Origin of the sequence: Haematospirillum jordaniae (assembly GCF_001611975.1) — a bacterium.
Taxonomy (GTDB): Bacteria; Pseudomonadota; Alphaproteobacteria; order Rhodospirillales; family Rhodospirillaceae; genus Haematospirillum; species Haematospirillum jordaniae.
In genome coordinates this window covers 549,974-566,836 of the sequence record NZ_CP014525.1, presented here as the reverse complement: position 1 = coordinate 566,836, position 16,863 = coordinate 549,974, and the positions used below count along the sequence as shown (strand labels likewise).

General features: G+C 58.4%; 24 protein-coding genes. All 24 read left to right on the top strand.

What is annotated here, in order from left to right:
* Positions 1-30 precede the first annotated feature (30 nt).
* The 24 genes from AY555_RS11930 (at position 31) to AY555_RS02685 (ending at position 16,840) form a co-directional block, all read left to right on the top strand.
* On the top strand, positions 31-234 hold the full coding sequence (locus tag AY555_RS11930; RefSeq protein WP_167798502.1) for a hypothetical protein: 204 nt from the start codon (positions 31-33) through the stop codon (positions 232-234).
* A complete protein-coding gene (locus AY555_RS02795; RefSeq protein ID WP_066133160.1) occupies positions 224-793 on the top strand; it encodes a head-tail connector protein in 570 nt (189 codons plus the stop codon). The genes AY555_RS11930 and AY555_RS02795 overlap by 11 nt, the downstream gene beginning before the upstream one ends.
* On the top strand, positions 790-1,146 hold the full coding sequence (locus AY555_RS02790) for a phage head closure protein (protein ID WP_066133157.1): 357 nt from the start codon (positions 790-792) through the stop codon (positions 1,144-1,146). Before AY555_RS02795 ends, AY555_RS02790 begins: the two co-directional genes overlap by 4 nt.
* The gene (locus tag AY555_RS02785) at positions 1,136-1,591 is read left to right on the top strand and encodes a hypothetical protein (RefSeq protein WP_066133154.1); all 456 of its coding nucleotides are present in this window, start codon (positions 1,136-1,138) and stop codon (positions 1,589-1,591) included. Before AY555_RS02790 ends, AY555_RS02785 begins: the two co-directional genes overlap by 11 nt.
* Positions 1,591-2,202 (top strand): phage tail terminator protein, encoded by a 612-nt coding sequence (locus AY555_RS02780; RefSeq protein ID WP_066133151.1) that lies wholly within the window; start codon positions 1,591-1,593, stop codon positions 2,200-2,202. The genes AY555_RS02785 and AY555_RS02780 overlap by 1 nt, the downstream gene beginning before the upstream one ends.
* Positions 2,199-3,695, top strand: a complete 1,497-nt coding sequence (locus AY555_RS02775; RefSeq protein WP_066133149.1) for a phage tail sheath subtilisin-like domain-containing protein — start codon at positions 2,199-2,201, stop codon at positions 3,693-3,695. Before AY555_RS02780 ends, AY555_RS02775 begins: the two co-directional genes overlap by 4 nt.
* 31 nt (positions 3,696-3,726) lie before the next feature.
* Entirely contained in the window at positions 3,727-4,077 is a 351-nt protein-coding gene (locus AY555_RS02770; protein ID WP_066133147.1) for a phage tail tube protein, read from the top strand.
* The gene (locus tag AY555_RS02765; RefSeq protein WP_209315730.1) at positions 4,074-4,370 is read left to right on the top strand and encodes a phage tail assembly protein; all 297 of its coding nucleotides are present in this window, start codon (positions 4,074-4,076) and stop codon (positions 4,368-4,370) included. Before AY555_RS02770 ends, AY555_RS02765 begins: the two co-directional genes overlap by 4 nt.
* Before the next feature lie 142 nt (positions 4,371-4,512).
* A complete protein-coding gene (locus AY555_RS02760; RefSeq protein ID WP_066133141.1) occupies positions 4,513-6,261 on the top strand; it encodes a tape measure protein in 1,749 nt (582 codons plus the stop codon).
* Between the two features lie 86 nt (positions 6,262-6,347).
* On the top strand, positions 6,348-6,752 hold the full coding sequence (locus AY555_RS02755; RefSeq protein WP_066133138.1) for a thermonuclease family protein: 405 nt from the start codon (positions 6,348-6,350) through the stop codon (positions 6,750-6,752).
* Positions 6,753-6,774: 22 nt separating this feature from the next.
* Positions 6,775-7,932: a DNA circularization protein gene (locus AY555_RS02750; RefSeq protein ID WP_066133135.1), complete on the top strand. Its 1,158-nt coding sequence runs from the start codon at positions 6,775-6,777 to the stop codon at positions 7,930-7,932.
* Between the two features lie 4 nt (positions 7,933-7,936).
* Complete coding sequence (locus AY555_RS02745) at positions 7,937-9,019, top strand: phage baseplate assembly protein (RefSeq protein WP_066133133.1); 1,083 nt, start codon at positions 7,937-7,939, stop codon at positions 9,017-9,019.
* 12 nt (positions 9,020-9,031) lie between these two features.
* The gene (locus AY555_RS02740) at positions 9,032-9,523 is read left to right on the top strand and encodes a phage baseplate assembly protein V (RefSeq protein ID WP_066133130.1); all 492 of its coding nucleotides are present in this window, start codon (positions 9,032-9,034) and stop codon (positions 9,521-9,523) included.
* Between the two features lie 15 nt (positions 9,524-9,538).
* The gene (locus AY555_RS02735) at positions 9,539-10,453 is read left to right on the top strand and encodes a hypothetical protein (protein WP_066133128.1); all 915 of its coding nucleotides are present in this window, start codon (positions 9,539-9,541) and stop codon (positions 10,451-10,453) included.
* A complete protein-coding gene (locus AY555_RS02730) occupies positions 10,450-10,827 on the top strand; it encodes a hypothetical protein (protein WP_066133125.1) in 378 nt (125 codons plus the stop codon). Before AY555_RS02735 ends, AY555_RS02730 begins: the two co-directional genes overlap by 4 nt.
* 60 nt (positions 10,828-10,887) lie before the next feature.
* The gene (locus AY555_RS02725) at positions 10,888-11,322 is read left to right on the top strand and encodes a phage GP46 family protein (RefSeq protein ID WP_066133122.1); all 435 of its coding nucleotides are present in this window, start codon (positions 10,888-10,890) and stop codon (positions 11,320-11,322) included.
* Entirely contained in the window at positions 11,315-12,391 is a 1,077-nt protein-coding gene (locus AY555_RS02720; protein ID WP_066133119.1) for a baseplate J/gp47 family protein, read from the top strand. Before AY555_RS02725 ends, AY555_RS02720 begins: the two co-directional genes overlap by 8 nt.
* A 1-nt stretch (position 12,392) precedes the next feature.
* On the top strand, positions 12,393-12,998 hold the full coding sequence (locus AY555_RS02715) for a YmfQ family protein (RefSeq protein ID WP_066133116.1): 606 nt from the start codon (positions 12,393-12,395) through the stop codon (positions 12,996-12,998).
* Between the two features lie 3 nt (positions 12,999-13,001).
* On the top strand, positions 13,002-13,814 hold the full coding sequence (locus AY555_RS12080; protein WP_066133113.1) for a phage tail protein: 813 nt from the start codon (positions 13,002-13,004) through the stop codon (positions 13,812-13,814).
* 8 nt (positions 13,815-13,822) lie between these two features.
* Positions 13,823-14,290 carry a hypothetical protein gene (locus AY555_RS11995; RefSeq protein WP_066133111.1) on the top strand — a complete coding sequence of 156 codons (468 nt, stop codon included), beginning with the start codon at positions 13,823-13,825 and terminating at the stop codon, positions 14,288-14,290.
* 17 nt (positions 14,291-14,307) lie between these two features.
* Positions 14,308-14,877: a nitrogen regulation protein NR(II) gene (locus AY555_RS02700; protein ID WP_066133109.1), complete on the top strand. Its 570-nt coding sequence runs from the start codon at positions 14,308-14,310 to the stop codon at positions 14,875-14,877.
* 136 nt (positions 14,878-15,013) lie between these two features.
* The gene (locus tag AY555_RS02695) at positions 15,014-15,412 is read left to right on the top strand and encodes a 3TM-type holin (RefSeq protein ID WP_066133103.1); all 399 of its coding nucleotides are present in this window, start codon (positions 15,014-15,016) and stop codon (positions 15,410-15,412) included.
* 304 nt (positions 15,413-15,716) lie between these two features.
* On the top strand, positions 15,717-15,941 hold the full coding sequence (locus AY555_RS02690; protein ID WP_066133100.1) for a DUF6538 domain-containing protein: 225 nt from the start codon (positions 15,717-15,719) through the stop codon (positions 15,939-15,941).
* An 83-nt stretch (positions 15,942-16,024) separates the two neighbouring features.
* On the top strand, positions 16,025-16,840 hold the full coding sequence (locus tag AY555_RS02685) for a substrate-binding periplasmic protein (protein ID WP_066133097.1): 816 nt from the start codon (positions 16,025-16,027) through the stop codon (positions 16,838-16,840).
* Positions 16,841-16,863 lie beyond the last annotated feature (23 nt).

Here is a 16,863-nt window from a genome sequence, read left to right as displayed (position 1 = left end):
GACAGCCCGGCCTTTTTCATTGGGGAACCGATGAGCACAACAAAACACTACCGGGTTCTGCGGGCCATGGATGGTGACCGCTTCTACCGCGAAGGAGAGTCCCGTTCCATGTCTGCTGCCGATGCCTTTCATCTTGTCCGGCTGGGGGCCCTGGAGGAACTGCCTGTGGACACAGGGGCAGATCCCGTCGAGGCAAAGCCCCGCACACGCAGGGGGAGCCGTCATGCTGATTGAGATACAGGCGCCGGAAACAGAGCCGGTATCCCTGTCGGATGCCAAGATACATCTGCGTGTGGATCATACCGCCGAGGACGATTATATCGCATCCTTGCTGTCCGTGGCGCGACGGCAGGTCGAACAATACTGCGGACGGGCCTTGTCTGCCCGGAAGTGGCGTCTTCTTCTCGACAGCTTCCCTCCACGGATCGAGCTTCCCTGCCCACCCCTGCAGAGTGTGGATGCCCTGAGCTGTATCGATTCCGGAGGCAGGCAGAGGGTTCTTCCCCCGGAATGCTGGCAGATTGGACATGGGTGCCCGTCGGCCATTATGCCCGCGCCGGGCCACTGCTGGCCACAAACAGCATCCGGACGCCCGGATGCTGTTCTGGTTGACTTTACGGCGGGCTACAGCGACCGGCGTGATGTCGATCCGGCCTTGCGGCATGCCATGTTGCTGCTGGTGGCAAACTGGTTCGAGAACCGTGGTACTGCGAGCGAAAGCGGTTCAAGACATATTCTTCCGCCGACCGTCCGATACCTTCTGGATCCCTGCCGTATACGGACGGTGCCGTGAAAGCCCCGGACATTGGAGACCTGAACCAGAGGATCGCCCTGCTGTCCTGGCAAGATTGTCCCGACCAGGAAACCGGCCTGCTGGCGCTGTATCGGACAGAGGCCGAGATCTGGGCCAGGGTGGAGCCGGTCGGGGGAGCGGTTTATCTGGGAAGCCAGCAGATCGGGCAGACCATAACCCACCGCATCACCATGCGCTGGCGGGAAGGGATTACGGCAGAGCATGTCATCCGTCATCGCGGACGTTGCTTCCGGATCCGCCGGATAACCGACCTGAATGGATGGCGACGGTTCTCGGTGCTGGACGTCGAGGAAGAAGGACCTTTTGTACAGGAGGCAGGTCATGGCCCGTGAACAAAGCGCCATGGAAATCAATACCAGGTTATCGGGGTTTTCGCGTCTTGATTTTGACCGGAACCCAATCCGCCGTGAGCTGCGCAAGCTTGGATCCATGGTGGCCAGGGATGCGCGGAAACTCGTCCGGACACGCAAGCCATCGTCCCCCGGGACAAACCCCGGACGGCAAACAGGGGCCCTTTTCCGCTCTATCCGTTCCAAGGTCGGGCGTCAGGGTTTCCTGGTGGCTGTGGCCCCGTTCCGCAACGAGGAGCTGATGCGAAAGAAAGCCTACTATCCGGCCTTCCTCCTTTATGGGGCGGAGCGAAAGCCTGGCGGGCGTCTTCTGCCGCGCAACAATTATATGGCGGATGTCATGCAACGGCACCGGAACACGGTCCAGGAGCGTCTCTCTGTCGTTCTTGTGCAAGCGATTGTGCCACGTCGGGGAGGCTCTCGCTGATGCTGGACGCCATTATCCTGGCATTGCGGGAGCGATGCCACACGTTCTCGGGGGCTTCGGGTTCCGCACGTATCGCCGGGGCTGCTGAATTCGCCAGAGTCGCGGAGGATGCCAGTCTTCCGGTTCCAGCGGCCTACGTGCTGCCACGAGAGGAAAAGCCTGCAACAGCCGTAACCTGCACGGGATATCGGCAACCGGTTCAGGCGCATTTTGCTGTGGTTGTCGTTCTTCCTGCGGCGGATCGTCGCGGACAGGGAGCGGCTGTGGCCGTTGAATCAGTGCGGGACGATTTGTTTCGTGCGCTGCTGGGCTGGGAGCCGCCCGGCTACGGGCCAATTGTTTATGAAGGCGGCGAGCTGCTGTCGGTCGATCGCGCCCGGTTGTGGTGGCAGTTCACGTTCAGCGCAGCCTACCAGATTACAGAAGATGAAACGTGGCTGGCTGTGACCCATCGGGACCGGCCATTACTGGAAACGGTCCGGATTGGCCTGGATGCCACGGCGAATGATCCGGAAACAGAACCGTGGGGGAAACCGGATGGATATCCGGAGAGATGGTTACATCTGCACTTTGATGCATCCGCGCAGGATGCACGGGAGAACCAAAAATGAGTGTGAGCTTCAATACATTGCCCGTCAATGTACGGGTACCGCTGTTTTATGCCGAGGTTGACAACAGCCAGGCCAGTTACTTCGAGCGCCAGAACCGCACCCTGCTGATCGGCCAGATGGTTTCCGGCGGGACCGCACGGGCCGGTGTACCGCAGCAGGTATCCCGCACGGACCAGGCCAGGATTCTGTTCGGGGCCGGATCCATGCTGGCCCGCATGCACGCGGTGTACCGGGCCGGGGATACCTTTGGCGAGGTCTGGTGCATCGCGCTGGACGATGCTGCGGCGTCTGTCGCGGCAACAGGTACGGTCAGGATCACCGGAACAGCTTCTGCCGCAGGTATCATCACACTTTATATTGCCGGACAGCGTGTGCAGGGTGCAGTCGCAGTGGGTGATACAGCTGCTGCTGTGGCGCGGATGCTTGCGGGTGTCATTACCCGGTCTTCCGACCTTCCGGTGACAGCGGCGGCAGACGGCGGGAAAATCACGCTGACATGCCGGTGGAAAGGGGAAACCGGCAACGACATTACCCTGATTCCCAACTACAGGGGCGCTCTGGGTGGAGAGAGTGATGTGCCGGGCCTTTCCGTAACCGTTGTGCCCATGGCAGGCGGTGCGGGCAACCCGGATATAGCGGTTGCCACGGCGGCAATGGGTGATGAGGAGTATGACCATGTCGTCTGTCCGTACAGTGATGCAGCAACACTGGATGCCCTTGCAGCAGAAATGGGAGACACGACGGGTCGCTGGTCATGGTCACGACAAATCTACGGGCATGTCTGGGCGGCACGCCGGGGCAGTGCCGAGGCGCTGGCCACTTTCGGGAGAACGCGCAACGACCAGCATTGCACCATAGCGGGATTTGAGGCGGATCTCCCCTCGCCCGCGTGGGAGTATGCTGCGGCCTGGGCTGCCCGTTCTTCCGTTTTCCTGAACAATGAACCCGAGCGTCCCACACAAACAGGGGAATTATGCGGGATTCTTCCCCCACAGGCCGGGAAGCGTTTCACGCTGACAGAAAAACAGTCACTGTTGTACGCAGGTATTGCAACCAGCATGGTATCAGGCGGGGCCGTCAGGATTGAGCGTTCTGTCACGACGTACCAGAAGAATGCCTGGGGGCAGCCTGATCCATCCTATCTGGACGCGGAGACCCTGTTTCTTCTGGCCTATGTCCTGCGTTACCTGAGACAGCGCATTACGCAGAAATACCCACGGCACGCCCTGGCCAATGACGGAACCCGCTTCGGGACCGGAAAAGCCATGGTTACGCCGGGTATCCTGCGTGCTGAGCTGATCGCGGCATACCGGGAGCTGGAGCGGGACGGAAAAGTCGAGAATGCCGAGGCATTCAAGGCGGCCCTGATTGTTGAACGGGACAGCACAAATCCAAACCGTGTCAACGTGCTGTACCCGCCGGACCTGGTCAACCAGCTCCGTATCTTTGCAGTCCTGGCCCAGTTCCGGCTGCAGTACCCGGATGCGGCCTGAACCGCTTACTGACACAAGAAAGGAACAATCCATGGCCAAGCCTATTGGCGGCACATGCTACTTCAAGGTCGACGGCGTGCAGCTGGAACTGGCGTCGGACGATGTCACCATCGATATCCAGGCAACAGAAAAGAAAGGCGTTGTCGCCGGGTACTATACCGAGAGCGACTGCATTCCCTCCATCGAGGGTGAATTTGTCGTACCACGCAGTTTCCCCATGCAAAAAATCCTGCGCATGGACAACGGAACCATCACCGTTGAATTGAAGTCAGGCCTGACGGCAAGCCTGTCCGGAGCCTACCTGGCGGATCGGGCACCCGTCGAGGGTGGCAAGGGCACCATCAAGATGAAGTTTGAAGGCACACGGGGAGAATGGCTGTGACAGCATCAAGCATTACGCTGACCAAACCGGTTCATGCACATGGCGAGGAGGTCCGTGTCCTGACGCTTCGCGAACCTGTGGCGGATGACATCATTGTCTGCGGCTATCCTTTGAGCATCGGTGATGGCGGAGCCACGCCGCAGGCCGGGGCGATTGCCAAATACATTGCCCGTCTGGCCGACATCCCGCCTTCATCTGTTCGCAGCCTTGCTCCCGCTGATTTCATGGCTGCATTCCAGGTCATCATGCATTTTTTCGGGGGCACGGGGGCGGAACCGATAACTCCGGATTGATCGAGCGCTTGTTCGATCTGGCATGGGTATGGGGGTGGGGTGTGATCAGGCCCATACCCCTGTCCCACCTTGACCTGTGGGAATGCCAGACCGTGCGCATTGCCAAAGAACAGAAAAAGTACGTGACAAAAGGATAGGGATCATGTCCCAGAGTTTCAGTCTCAAGGCGGTTATTTCTGCCGTTGACCGGGTGACCGGCCCCATGAAGTCCATCAACAGGGCACTTCAGCTGCCGGTAAAAACCATGCAGGCCGTATCCCGTGCAAGCGGCAATCTGGGAAGAGACCTGAGCATGGCCCTTGGTCCCATGTCCGGGCTTGCAGGGGTGGCCGGGTTCGGGGCCGGGGCTTTTGGAACCGCATCCATCATCAAGACCAGTGCCGAATTCGAACGATTCCGGAGCGTCCTGAAAACGGTGGAGGGGTCGGCGGAAAAAGCCGGGGCCAGCATGAAGTGGGTCGAGGATTTTACGCGGAAGACACCCTACCAGCTGGCGGAGGTCAACGAAGCCTTTGTCCAGCTGCGGGCGGCAGGACTGAGCCCTGCGGACGGCACTCTCCGTAGTGCCGGTGATGCTGCCGCAGCCATGGGAAAGAGCATGGAGCAGGCTGTTGAGGCTGTGATCGATGCTGTACGGGGAAAAAGTGAGCGACTGGACAAGCTGGGAATCAAGGGCGAAAAAGCCGGCAACAAGATGGTGTATCGCTGGAGGCGGAACGGCGAGGACATGGTAACGGTCGCCGAAGCAAATGCAGAGAGTATACAGAGAGCCATTGTTGGGATCTGGAACACTAAATTCCAAGGGGCGATGGACAATCTTTCCAGCACATGGGACGGCCTGTGGTCGAACCTGATGGACAGCTTCACCAGCTTCCAGAAAATGATTGGCGATGCCGGTTTCTTCGAGGCCGCAAAGGGAGAGCTGAAGGCTCTGCTGGGCTTGTTCGGCCAATGGGAGAGTGACGGGTCCCTGAAGGCTGTGGCGCGACAGATATCAGACGTCCTGACATCATCGATTCGTGGCCTGAAGAACACTCTTATGACCGTGAACTGGCAGCGTGTGTGGGAGGGCGTGCAGCGTTTCGGATCCAGCATACAGCGCTGTGTCGATGCCGTGGGAGGGTGGGGAAATGCATTGATCGGGCTGGCCCTGATTATGAATGCACACGTTATCGTCTCGGTGTTGCAACTTGCGGGCGCTGTTGTCCGGTTGACAGCCGTCTTGTCTGTCGCCATCGCAAGGGTGGCCGCCTTTGTCGCCAGGCTGGCGTTTGTAAAAATGGCTTCGGCCTTTGCCGTGGCCATCAACGGCATTGCCACCGCTATGGGAGCCCTGAACGTTGCGATGTGGGCCAACCCGATCGGTGTTGTTCTGGCCGGTATTGTTGCCGTTGTTTCTGCGGCATGGCTGCTCTACGACAACTGGGATGCCGTCTGCTCCTGGTTCCTCGGAATATGGGACAGCATGAAAATGGTTGTCGCGGGATTCCGGGACTTCCTGTCCGGCGTGTTCAGCAATGATCTTGCTGCCATGTTTGAGGGCGTGGCGGCTCTTGGCAAGGGACTGGCCAGTCTCCTGAACTCCATTTTTGCGCCATTCCAGTGGGTGTTCGAGAAAATGGGATCCTTGCTTGATATCGGGGGAAGAACCGAAATCGAGGCAGCCCTGACAGAGTCGGCAGAATTCAGGGCCATGCAGCAAAGCCATCATGACACGTCAACAGGCACATCCGTGCTTGATGCAGCAGCAAGCCGCAACCAGGTCAACGGAGAAATCCGGGTCAGCTTTGACAATGCGCCTCCGGGAATGCGTGTCTCCGAAGGCATCCCTGACCGGTCGGGACTGTTGATCAACCCGGATGTGGGATACCGGCGGGGAGCCATTGTCTAGCAGCGCAGCAAAAAAGCACGCAAGAAGAGCATTAACGAAAATATAAACCTATAAAGACAGCAACCCTTTCAGGAAGGATTGCTGTCATGCGCCTATATGTTGTTTTTCTTGTGTCGTTTCTGCTCTTCCCTTTCCCGCTGTCTGCAGCGGATATTCCGGCCACACTGAAGCGTGTCATTGACGGGGATACCGCTGTCATGCAGACCAGCGATGGCGAGAAGACAGTGCGTTTCAAAGGTATCGATACGCCTGAACTCAAGGGCCGGTGCGCCGCCGAGAAGCAGGCGGCCCGCCGGGCAAAAGCTGCAACAGAAAGGCTTCTGTCAAAAGGGGCGATTACGTTGCAGAAGCCATCCAGGGACAAGTACGGGCGCACGGCAGCCTTTGTCCTTGTCGATGGGAAACCCGTTCACGTGGCCCTGATCCGGGCCGGACACGGGCGGGCCTATGCGGGCGGAAAGCGTCAGGGGTGGTGTGACGGACAGAATTAAATCACAAGCGGAGCGAAGGCTGATGGTGGCCGGATGGAGACAGAAACTGCAACCGGCATCCTTCAGGGGCGTGCCGTTTTTTGTGGATGGTGATGACCTTGAAGCAGGGCGGCGTATACAGGTTCATGAATACCCGCAGCGCGATACACCCTTTGTAGAAGACCTCGGGCGGGCAACCCGCAAGATTTCAGTCACGGCCTTTCTTGCTGGCCCCGATTACATGGCGCGCCGTGATGCGCTTTTGCAGGCTGTTGAGTCCGGTGCAACAGGTACGCTGGTTCATCCGCAGTACGGGAGCCTTTCTGTTGCGGTGGACGGAACATGCTCTTTCAGTCATTCACGGGAAGAGGGTGGGCTTTGCAGGGTTCGGTTATGCTTTGTCGAAGCCGGTGAGGCCGCCTTTCCTGCCGCGCGCATCGATACGGTGGCCGAGGCCTTGAAGCGTGCTGAGGCCCTGGACCGGATTGCCGGGCTCGATTTTCTGAAGAAATTCGGAATATCCGGCTTTCCCGATTTTATTGGTGACGCGGCTGTGGCGGATCTGATGCATGGCCTTTCCATCCTGGAAGACGCGCTGTTTATGCGCAATGCGGAGCCACTCGTGTTGCTTCAGTCAAAACTTGGAATCCTGACCGGCGATCCACGCAAACTGGTGGCAGCCATACAGGGCATCTTCCGTTCGCTTGGTAGCGACAAAAAGAAAGTACAGCCTTTGACCGCTGTTGCAGCCTTTCGTCCTGCTCCGCAGGCAGAGCCGGGAACAACCCCGTTACGGAAACAGGAAGGGCAAAACCGTGCTGCTGTTGCTTCCCTAATCCGGAGAGCCGCATTGGCACAAGCCAGCCGCAGTGCTGCACTGTCACAGTGGTCTGTCCGCGATGATGCCCTTGTTGCCCGGGATACCCTGGTCAAGGCCTATCGCGCGGAAGAGGACATCACCGGGCATGGCGATGTCTTCGCCGCGCTTGGTGCGGCCCGTCTGGCAACAGCACAGGATATTGGCCAGCGCGTGAAACCTCTGCCAAGACTGGAGCGCATAACGGTGCCGGGCCCCGTGCCCGCACTGGTTCTGGCCTATGATCGTTACGAGGACATTGCGCAGGAGGCCGACATCATCACCCGGAACAACATTGCCCACCCCGGCTTTGTTCCCGGATCTTCTCTTCTGGTTGCAGGATAGGTCAGTGGAAGACAGTGTACTCCTGAAGGTCAATGGCCGGGAATTCGGAGGATGGAAGCGTGTCTCTGTAACAGCGGGTCTGGACAGGCAGGCGCGTGATTTCGAGCTGGACATAACCTTCCGCTGGCCAGACCGTGCCGCTATCCGTGACATGATCCGCCCGGGTGACTCCTGCCAGATTCTGCTGGGGCGCGATCTTGTCCTCACAGGATACGTTGACGCGACCCCCATACGTTACGACGCCGGTCAGATATCTGTTGGTGTCAGCGGACGGTCGGCAACGGCAGACCTTGTTGATTGCGCCGCCATCAACGAGCCGGGACAGTGGAATGCACGCCGGGTCGAGGACATTGTGACCGACCTAGCCGCGCCTTATGGCGTGCACGTCTGTACCGAAGTCAATACCGGCCCGATCGTGGAGACATACCAGATTGATCAGGGAGAAACTGTTTTCGAAAGCGTGGACCGCCTGATCGGCATGCGGGCGCTCCTGTCCACGGATGATGCAAACGGGCGTCTGGTTCTGACCGGAACAGGACGGATGCGGGCAATCACGCCGCTGATCCTTGGTCAAAACATTCTGTCTGCAGATGCCCCGCTGAACTGGAAAGATCGTTACAGCCTTTACCTGGTGAAAGGACAAGGCATAGGCGATGACAGTTCGGTGCATGCTGCCCTGTCTGTGCGTGCCGAGGCCCATGACGCGGCAGTCAGGCGACGGCGCGTGCTGTTCCGGAAGCAATCCGGAGATGCCGACAGGAGCTCGGCACGGCTTGAAGCGCGCTGGGAAGCTGCTTCCCGCGCCGGACAAAGCGTGAAAACGCGCTATACCGTACAGGGGTGGCGGCAGGCGGACGGCAGCCTCTGGGTACCCAACGCTGTTGTCATGGTAGAGGATCCTGTTATTGGACTGTCTGGAGAGATGCTGATCGGTGAGGTCACCTACTCTCTGGGGGATACAGGCTGTCTCTGCCATCTGACCGTGGCTCCGACCGGGGCGTGGGAGCTGAAACCCGAAACCACACAAAAGCGCGGGGATGGACCTTCCGCCCTGACAAGGCCGGGGGAAACCCTGCTGAATTTCTGAGAGAGCGCACGGATGATCGAACGCACAATATCAACAGCCCTGCGCCCCCTGGCGCGGCGGATAGAAAACATCCTTGCGCGTGCGCTTGTAACAGCCGTGAGCGGAGGAAGGCTTCAGGTGTTGCAGGTCAGCATACTGGATGGTGAGGTCAAGGATGGGGTGCAGCACTACGAACCTGCAGGGTTTACCTCTCATCCGGTATCGGGTGCGGAGGCCCTTGTCCTGTTCCCGGACGGAATCCGGACCCATGCCATAGCCGCCGTGGTCACAGACCGTCGTTGTCGACCGGCTGACTTGCAGCCGGGGGAAGCTGCGGTCTTCTGCCCCGGCGACGGACTGGCCCAGATCCGTGCTGAACGGGATGGCACCATCCGTATTCGGGGTAAAAGAATTGTCCTCGAAGCCGATGGCGACATTGCGCTCACGGCATCGGGACAGCTGCTGGAGGAAAGCCGTGAACACAAGGTTCTTACAGGGGCCTACGCTGCAGCCCGTAAAGTATGACAGGAACAACAACCCATGTCGGGAATAGCCGTTAACGGACGTGATGTCGCGGGCGGGGTGTGTCGTGGGGCAGAAACGGGCTGGTACCGTGTGGAAGACCGTGCGGTCGCCCTGCAGGGAGACCCGGTTGAGCGGCACGGTGAATCTCCACACAACAGTCCTGTTCTTGCCGAGGGAAAGGCTTGGTACACCGTCGATGGCATTCCTGTTGCTTTTGCTGGCTGTAAGGCAACCTGTGGCCATGTGGTCAGCGGGCGGGACTGGTACAGTGCGCTTGAAGGACCGGAGGCTGACAGGGCAATCATCAAGGCCGCTCCGCGTCGCGGAACATATTTCTTCGGTGGTGCAGGACTGAATGGAGCCTATATAGGCGACATGGTATCCGCTTTCCGGGAAGCTGGTCTTGACCCCGTATCCGCAGGCAATGGCAATCGATGGTCCGTGGACGCCGGAGAAGGGTCGCTGTTCGGCATGTTGGGAGATGCTTTCGGCGGTGTGCCGCTGCTGCGGGATGGCGAGGATACAGGCCGTCCCCTCGGCCTGGATGACTATGGAACACGTGGAACGCAGTTCAACCTGGTTGGCTATTCCTACGGCTCGCTGGTTGCTGCGCAGGTCGCCGTCAAATACGCCCGGGCGGGTGGTGTTGTGGACCACCTTGTCCTGATCGGATCGCCTGTTTCCCGCCCTTTCCTTGACCAGCTGCGTGCTACGGAAGGGATCGCGCGTATTCTGGTCCGGGATCTGTCGTACATGGGTGATCCAATTCGTGCCGGAATGACGTTGGGAGATCTTGTGGCTGCAGGACCTGTCCTTGTGGTACAGTTCTACGAACAGAAAGGCCATTTCCGTTACTCTCCCATGACGGCAGAGGCGGCCCGGAAACGGAGAAAGCTTGCTGCCTGGCTTTATGAGGTGGGCCTGAGATGAATGCCTTTTTATTCCTTGGACGAAGTCTCTGGATGCTGTCGTGCGTGGTTCTGACAGCGACCGCGCTCTTGGCCAATTATCCCCTCGCCGGTGACATGCCGGTCAGTGCCTCCCTCTATGGCGGGGACCCTTGGGTGTATGCACCCTGGCTTGTTCCTCCGGTTATCGGTGCCGCCCTGGTGCTGCCGGGCCTGCTGTTGTGGCTGCCGGTTTGTTTGTTCCCTCAGTGTGGATCAAGGAAGCTTGTGGTGCTGCTTCTGGCCAGCCACGCTGTCGGCTTTCTTGTCATCCCCGTCATGATTTATGAGGGGTGGCTGCTTCGTCGCTGGATCTGCACGCCGGAAACGGACACGCCCTTGTCCAGCGCAGGATAATCTTTCTTTCCTACCTACATACAGCCGCCTTCCGGGCGGTTTTTTTATGGGGCTTTCGTCGTGTCAAAAGCATCTCTTGAGGCGGTTTATGCCTCCGACCGGACAGCGCCGTCATCGGCCTTACCGGATTCCCTGTATCGGGCTGTCGAGAACTCCCTGTTTACATGGGCGCGGGCCAGACCGGACGATCGTTTGCCGGATGAATCCGGGCGCATGGGATGGTGGGGTGATGTAACCCTTGCCAATGATCATTTCGGATCCCGGTTATGGCTTTTACGTCGCGAGGCACTGACAGACCAGACTGTGGAGCGAGCGCGTGAATACGCCGCCGAATCCCTGTCCTGGTTGGTCAAGGATGGCGTTGCAGCCCGTATTGATGTTTCAGCCCGGCGCATCGGCTTGTCCGGTCTTGGTCTGGTCGTAACGGTATTTCGTCATGACGGGCACCGTCTTGACCTTGATTTTCATAACGCATGGACGGCTATCAATGGCTGATATTGGATGGGTGCGCCCCCCGCTGCCGGATCTTGTCGCACAGATTCGCACCGACCTTCTGACATCCCTGTCCCTTGATGAGGTTTTGCGCCGCTCTGACCTTGAAGTGCAGGCCCGCGTCCAGGCCGCAGCCCTGCATACGCTCTACGGCTTTGTCGAACATCTGGCACACCAGATTCTGCCCTGCAGCGCAACCGGTGAATGGCTGGAACGGCATGGTGCCTGGCGTGGCGTGATGCGGAAGCCGGCGCGGGAAGCAACCGGATCTGCAGAGTTCAGGGCCAGTCCGGGAAGCGCCTTTCTGCCCCATACGGTCATTCCGGAGGGCACGCGCCTGCAAAAGGCAGGTGGCATTGACTATGTTGTCGCGGGAGACACGGTCGCAGAAGGCGCTTCTGTCGTGGTGCCGATACGCGCGGCAAACGCGGGGCAGCATGGCAATGCCGAGCCGGGTACCTTTCTGTCCCTGGTGAATCCTGTCGCCGGGGTACAGCCCGTCGCTGTCAGCGGAGAGCTTTCTGGCGGCGTCGATCGTGAGGATCAGGAGGCATACCGTAACAGGATCATGCAATACGACCGGATGACAGCGTGCGGCGGTAATCTCGATGATTACCGGAAGTGGGTCATGGAGACGCCCGGGGTAAGGATCAGCAAGGTTTGGGTCTACCGGCACAGCCTTGGAACAGACGCCCACGGCATTACCTTTATTGTATCCGGACGGGCAGGATTTATCCCGACCGATGCAGAGGTTGGTCTGGTCCAGAAGCACATTGACCAGTTCCGGCCTGCAGGGGCGGACCCTCACATTTTCAGGCCCGTGGAGATGCCGGTCAATCCGCGGATTGCAATCAGCCCGGACAAACCGGAAACCCGCCATGCCATTGAACAAGAGCTACAGGACTTCTTTTTCAGGGAAGCAAAGCCCGGAGGTACGGTGCGTCTGTCGCGTCTGAGTGAAGCAATCAGCGCTGCGGCCGGAGAAGTCTGGCACACGCTGCACGCACCGGAAAGAAGCCTAGCCCTGGAAGCAGGACAGATTGCAACACCTGGAACCATACTGTGGGGGTGACATGCGGGCCAATGATTCAGATTATCAGGGGCTTCTTTGCGAAGAAGCTCCCCGAGGATTGCGACCTCCGGGCCCTGCAGGAGCAGGAGATCCTCAGCTTCTGAAAGCCTTGGCACCCGCGTTGGCAGCGGTGCACAACCGGGCGCTGGATCTGGTGGAAGAGGCGGATCCATCCACTGCGTTTACAATGCTGGAGGATCAGGAACGGGAATGGGGCCTTCCTGATGAATGTTCGCATGGCCAGGCAACGACCTTGCAGGAACGCAGGCAGGCCCTGCTGGCACGTCGCAGGGCGCGTGGCGGGGCAACATTGGCCTGGCTTAAGGGTCTGGCTGATGATCTGGGCTACCAAACCACACTTGTCGAACATCGTCCGTTTGTGTGCGGACAGGCGACATGCTCCGAAAGCGCCCTGAATGGTGGGCATGCCATCAGGCGCTACATCCGCGTTACGGTCCATGGCCCGCGCGTGACCCTGTTTCGGTGTGCAGACAGCCAGTGCCTGGATCCGCTTGGAAAGATCGCACAGGCAGAGGATCTGGTCTGTCGGTTACGAAAGATGGCGCTGGCCCATCTTGATCTCAAATTCTCATATGAAGGAATATAAATCATGCGCTGTGTTGGGCCGGTATCCGGCATGACAAGTACAGGGCCTGTTCTGGCCGAGGATGGAACACCGTTCGTCAATGTCAACCCTGCTGCCAACACCCCCGGTTCTGCGGTTCCGGCACAGGTGTTCAATGTCATCCTGCAAGAGTTGACGCACCTTGTGAGGCATGCGGGCCTGTCTCCTTCCACAGATGACAGTGATCTGGAGCAGGTCCGAAAGGCTGTTGAGGCTCTGATTGCAGCAAGACGCGTTGATCCTGAAGACGCCACCCCCACCACCCCCGGCATTGTTCGGCTGGCGACGGCGGATGAGGTCAGTGCCGGGACGGATGCGGAAAAGGCGGTCACGCCTGCGGCACTGGCACAGGCTTTTCCGGCTCCGGTGGGCAGCGTGATCATGCATGCCGGGCAGGAGCCGCCGCCGCTGTATCTGAAGTGCAACGGGGCGCTCCTGAGCCGCGCCGCATACCATGAACTGTTCACCGTGATCGGAACCACATTCGGGAGTGGTGACGGCTCCACAACCTTCGCCGTGCCGGACCTGCGCGGTGAATTCCTGCGCGGCTGGGATGACGGGCGGGGCGTGGATTCAGGCCGCGCGTTCGGAAGTGCACAGTCGGATGACTTCGAAAGCCACAGTCACGTCTCGATAGGTCGTTCCTTTAACCAAGGCGCATTTTTCGCGACGACCGGTGGGTACGGAATCTGGCCCAACGGCAACGTAGACCCGAATCACCACAGAACCTCAAGTGAAGGCGGCGGCGAAACCCGCCCCCGCAACATCGCGTTGCTCCCTTGCATCCGCTTCAGATGAGGTCCATTATGAACTGTACTGTCTATCGCGTTGTGAACGGCTTCTATGCCGGTGAACATGTCCTTGGCCAAGGCGACCTTGACCCCCGCTCGCCCGGCTCTTGGCTGATCCCAGCCGGGTGCGTCACCGTCCCGCCGCCTGCTCTGGCCGAAGGCGAACAGGCCCGCTGGGATGGAGCGGCGTGGGTGGTCGTGCCTGTGCCAGACACCGCCGCAGCGGTGGCCCCAGACGCCGCAGCCGCTGAAGCCGCACTGCCTTCTGCCGCGCTGGTACAAGCCGAAGCCCGCCGCCGCCTGTCTGCGACGGACTGGTACGTCGTGCGTCAGATTGAAACCGGCGAGGCCGTCCCCGCGCCCATCGCCCGGTTTCGCGCCGCCATTCGCGAGCGCTGCAACGCACTGGAAGCCGCATCCCCCATCCCACCCGATTACTACAACGACACGCACTGGCCCCACACGCCGGATGGCACCGAGTAGCTACGCACGAGGATTTCATGGAGATCATTAACTGGGTGCCTCCCGATTGGCGGGGGGCGCTGGCGGCCAGCGCGTTTGCTTTGGTCATGATTGCCTTCTGGCCAAGACGACAACGGCTGATCGACATGGTGCTCGTGCGTCTCGGCTGCTCTGCGCAGGAAATCAGCAATGTCGAGCACATTGACAAGCGTCTCTGGCGAGAAGCTGACATCAAGGATTCCGGGCTGCCCATACCAATTATCTGTATCGACCGGAAGTACCGGGTGCGCGTCTATAACCGTGAGGCCGAGAAGCTGGCCGGACATCCATGGAATGCAGCCTATCGAGCCGATGTTGGTTTGTTGCTGACCGAGCGGGATGCCGCCGTTCTACGTCATGAACTGGGTGCATACTTGCGCGACAGACACGGAGACAATGCATTGCGCATGGTCGGCGCAAAACGCTCCCTTGGCGTAGAGCGCCCCGATGGATCCATTCTGGCGGTCACAGCCAGTATCACAGACTTTGGAAATGGCCATGGCGGCTGGCAAATCGCGCTTCTGGAAAGCGGCTCTACTGGTTCTGCACGAACATTAAGAGACAAATGATGATCGGGTATCCGCCTGTTCCTGCGGTTTTACCGGCATCGGAATCGCACCCACCTTTATCCATCTTGACCTGTGTGGAACAGAGTTCCACGCACCACGTCCTTTGGTGTGGACGTATTGAACGGAGATTCTCATCATGGGGCCAGTTGTAACAGCGCTCCTGCCTATTCTTGGCGGCTTGCTGGACCGCATTATCCCAAATTCTGCAGAAGCAGCAAAAATAAAGATCGATATGGAACGGCAGCTGATTGAGGCCGCTGAACAAGCCGCGCGGTCACAAAATGAGGTTAACAAGATTGAAGCCGCAAGTGGCTCCAGCTTCCGGGGCGGCTGGCGGCCCTTCATCGGGTGGGTATGCGGCTGCGCCCTTGCGTTCCAGTTTTTTGTGGGGCCGCTGTTCTTTTGGGCAGCATCTGCATTTGGTCTTGCTCTCCCACCGTTACCGCAGTTCGACAGTATGCTGATGGAGCTCATTTTCACGATGCTGGGAGTCGCAAGCCTCAGAACAGTCGAGAAAATGCGAGGCGTCACATGAGATTCCCGGCAACCCTGCGACTCCGAAAAAAGGATACATTTTTGGATACTTAATTGGTTACTTTTCTGGATACATTCAACAAAGGCAACAGAAATAGTTGTTTTTTATCAAGGCATTGGCGTTTTTCCTGCTTTGGTTAGGAGATTGTCGAGTGCGCCATAAAAATCCCCGCGACTGAAACATGTCGCGGGGGTTTTTGCTTTAAAAACAATGCATTAACGCGACCCCTTCTGCCCCCTCCGGGTTTGGGATACGTTAAATAGCGCGTTTTTGGATACATTTTTGGATACATTGGGATCGCAACGTGACCAGTCGCTATATCCTGCAACAAGGGCGTACACTCTATTTCCGGCGACGGGCCCCCATCGATCTGGCACCTCAGCTGGGTCGTTTTGTGAAGATTGCGCTCGGCACAGACAGCTTCGATGTGGCACGGCGGCTTGTCGGTCACATCAATACTGCCGTCGATCAATCTATCAGGTTTCTTAACATCAGAAATACAACCTATAAGAGCTTCCTGTTTTCATGATATAGCTGGTGGGCCCTGTAGACAGTTTTCATTGGGATACCAAATGTCTCTTGGCTTCATTATTCGTGTCACAGGAGGTAACGGTGGTCACTGCAATCCATAAAAAGTTTGGTATAAGATTATGCTTGCGTGCAGCGTCCTTGGCGGCTTTCTGTATTCTTGTTGGCGGCATTTGGTCATCAGTTTACGCTGCCCAGAAAGTGACCTTGTACGGTGATAATGACTACGCACCCTATTCTTTTGATCGTGGTGGTAATCCCGGCGGTCTGTATGTTGATGTTTTACAGGAAGTGGCCCGTCGTATTGCTGGGGATTACGATGTTTCCATAGTGATGGTCCCATGGAAGCGTGGCCTGAAGGGTATGGAGACAGGAGAGATTTTTGCTCTTTTCCCCCCTTATCTCCGCAAGGTAGAGCGCCCCTATATCAGCGTGTATTCCGAGCCTTTGTACGAGGAGGTCGTTGCAGTCTTCTGTACACCCGAGGCTGCAACCCGTGTGGTCGGGCAGTCATTCCCTGAAGGGTACGCCGGCATGCTTTTCGGTAACAACTTGGGCTTCACAGTTGCTGGCGAGGCCTTCCAGAAGATGCGTGATGCCGGCACAATTCGTGTGGAAGATGCCAATGGGACAGAAGTGAATATCAAGAAGCTCCTCGGAGCTCGTGTGGATTGCTATGTCAATGACCGGCTCTCTGTCCAGAGTGCTGTAAAGGCTGCCGGGGGCTCAGGATCCGAAGTTGTTGAGACAGCCGTTGTTAATGCTGAGAAGGCTTATGTCGGGTATTCAGCGCAGGCTATTGCCGTGACGCCATGGGCCAATGATTTCATAGAGAAACTGAATGGCGCGATCAGGGAAATGAGAGCAGATGGAAGCTTGCAGCGTCTGATGACCCAGTGAGTTTTTGTGAGTTTTTGCGGGTC

Excerpts from the sequence above, each read along its gene's own strand:
- AY555_RS11930 (WP_167798502.1), top strand. The coding sequence starts at position 31 with ATGAGCACAACAAAACACTACCGGGTTCTGCGGGCCATGGATGGTGAC.
- AY555_RS02795 (WP_066133160.1), top strand. The coding sequence starts at position 224 with ATGCTGATTGAGATACAGGCGCCGGAAACAGAGCCGGTATCCCTGTCG.
- AY555_RS02785 (WP_066133154.1), top strand. The coding sequence starts at position 1,136 with ATGGCCCGTGAACAAAGCGCCATGGAAATCAATACCAGGTTATCGGGG.
- AY555_RS02780 (WP_066133151.1), top strand. The coding sequence starts at position 1,591 with ATGCTGGACGCCATTATCCTGGCATTGCGGGAGCGATGCCACACGTTC.
- AY555_RS02775 (WP_066133149.1), top strand. The coding sequence starts at position 2,199 with ATGAGTGTGAGCTTCAATACATTGCCCGTCAATGTACGGGTACCGCTG.
- AY555_RS02770 (WP_066133147.1), top strand. The coding sequence starts at position 3,727 with ATGGCCAAGCCTATTGGCGGCACATGCTACTTCAAGGTCGACGGCGTG.
- AY555_RS02760 (WP_066133141.1), top strand. The coding sequence starts at position 4,513 with ATGTCCCAGAGTTTCAGTCTCAAGGCGGTTATTTCTGCCGTTGACCGG.
- AY555_RS02755 (WP_066133138.1), top strand. The coding sequence starts at position 6,348 with ATGCGCCTATATGTTGTTTTTCTTGTGTCGTTTCTGCTCTTCCCTTTC.
- AY555_RS02750 (WP_066133135.1), top strand. The coding sequence starts at position 6,775 with ATGGTGGCCGGATGGAGACAGAAACTGCAACCGGCATCCTTCAGGGGC.
- AY555_RS02740 (WP_066133130.1), top strand. The coding sequence starts at position 9,032 with ATGATCGAACGCACAATATCAACAGCCCTGCGCCCCCTGGCGCGGCGG.
- AY555_RS02735 (WP_066133128.1), top strand. The coding sequence starts at position 9,539 with ATGTCGGGAATAGCCGTTAACGGACGTGATGTCGCGGGCGGGGTGTGT.
- AY555_RS02730 (WP_066133125.1), top strand. The coding sequence starts at position 10,450 with ATGAATGCCTTTTTATTCCTTGGACGAAGTCTCTGGATGCTGTCGTGC.
- AY555_RS02720 (WP_066133119.1), top strand. The coding sequence starts at position 11,315 with ATGGCTGATATTGGATGGGTGCGCCCCCCGCTGCCGGATCTTGTCGCA.
- AY555_RS02715 (WP_066133116.1), top strand. The coding sequence starts at position 12,393 with ATGCGGGCCAATGATTCAGATTATCAGGGGCTTCTTTGCGAAGAAGCT.
- AY555_RS12080 (WP_066133113.1), top strand. The coding sequence starts at position 13,002 with ATGCGCTGTGTTGGGCCGGTATCCGGCATGACAAGTACAGGGCCTGTT.
- AY555_RS11995 (WP_066133111.1), top strand. The coding sequence starts at position 13,823 with ATGAACTGTACTGTCTATCGCGTTGTGAACGGCTTCTATGCCGGTGAA.
- AY555_RS02700 (WP_066133109.1), top strand. The coding sequence starts at position 14,308 with ATGGAGATCATTAACTGGGTGCCTCCCGATTGGCGGGGGGCGCTGGCG.
- AY555_RS02695 (WP_066133103.1), top strand. The coding sequence starts at position 15,014 with ATGGGGCCAGTTGTAACAGCGCTCCTGCCTATTCTTGGCGGCTTGCTG.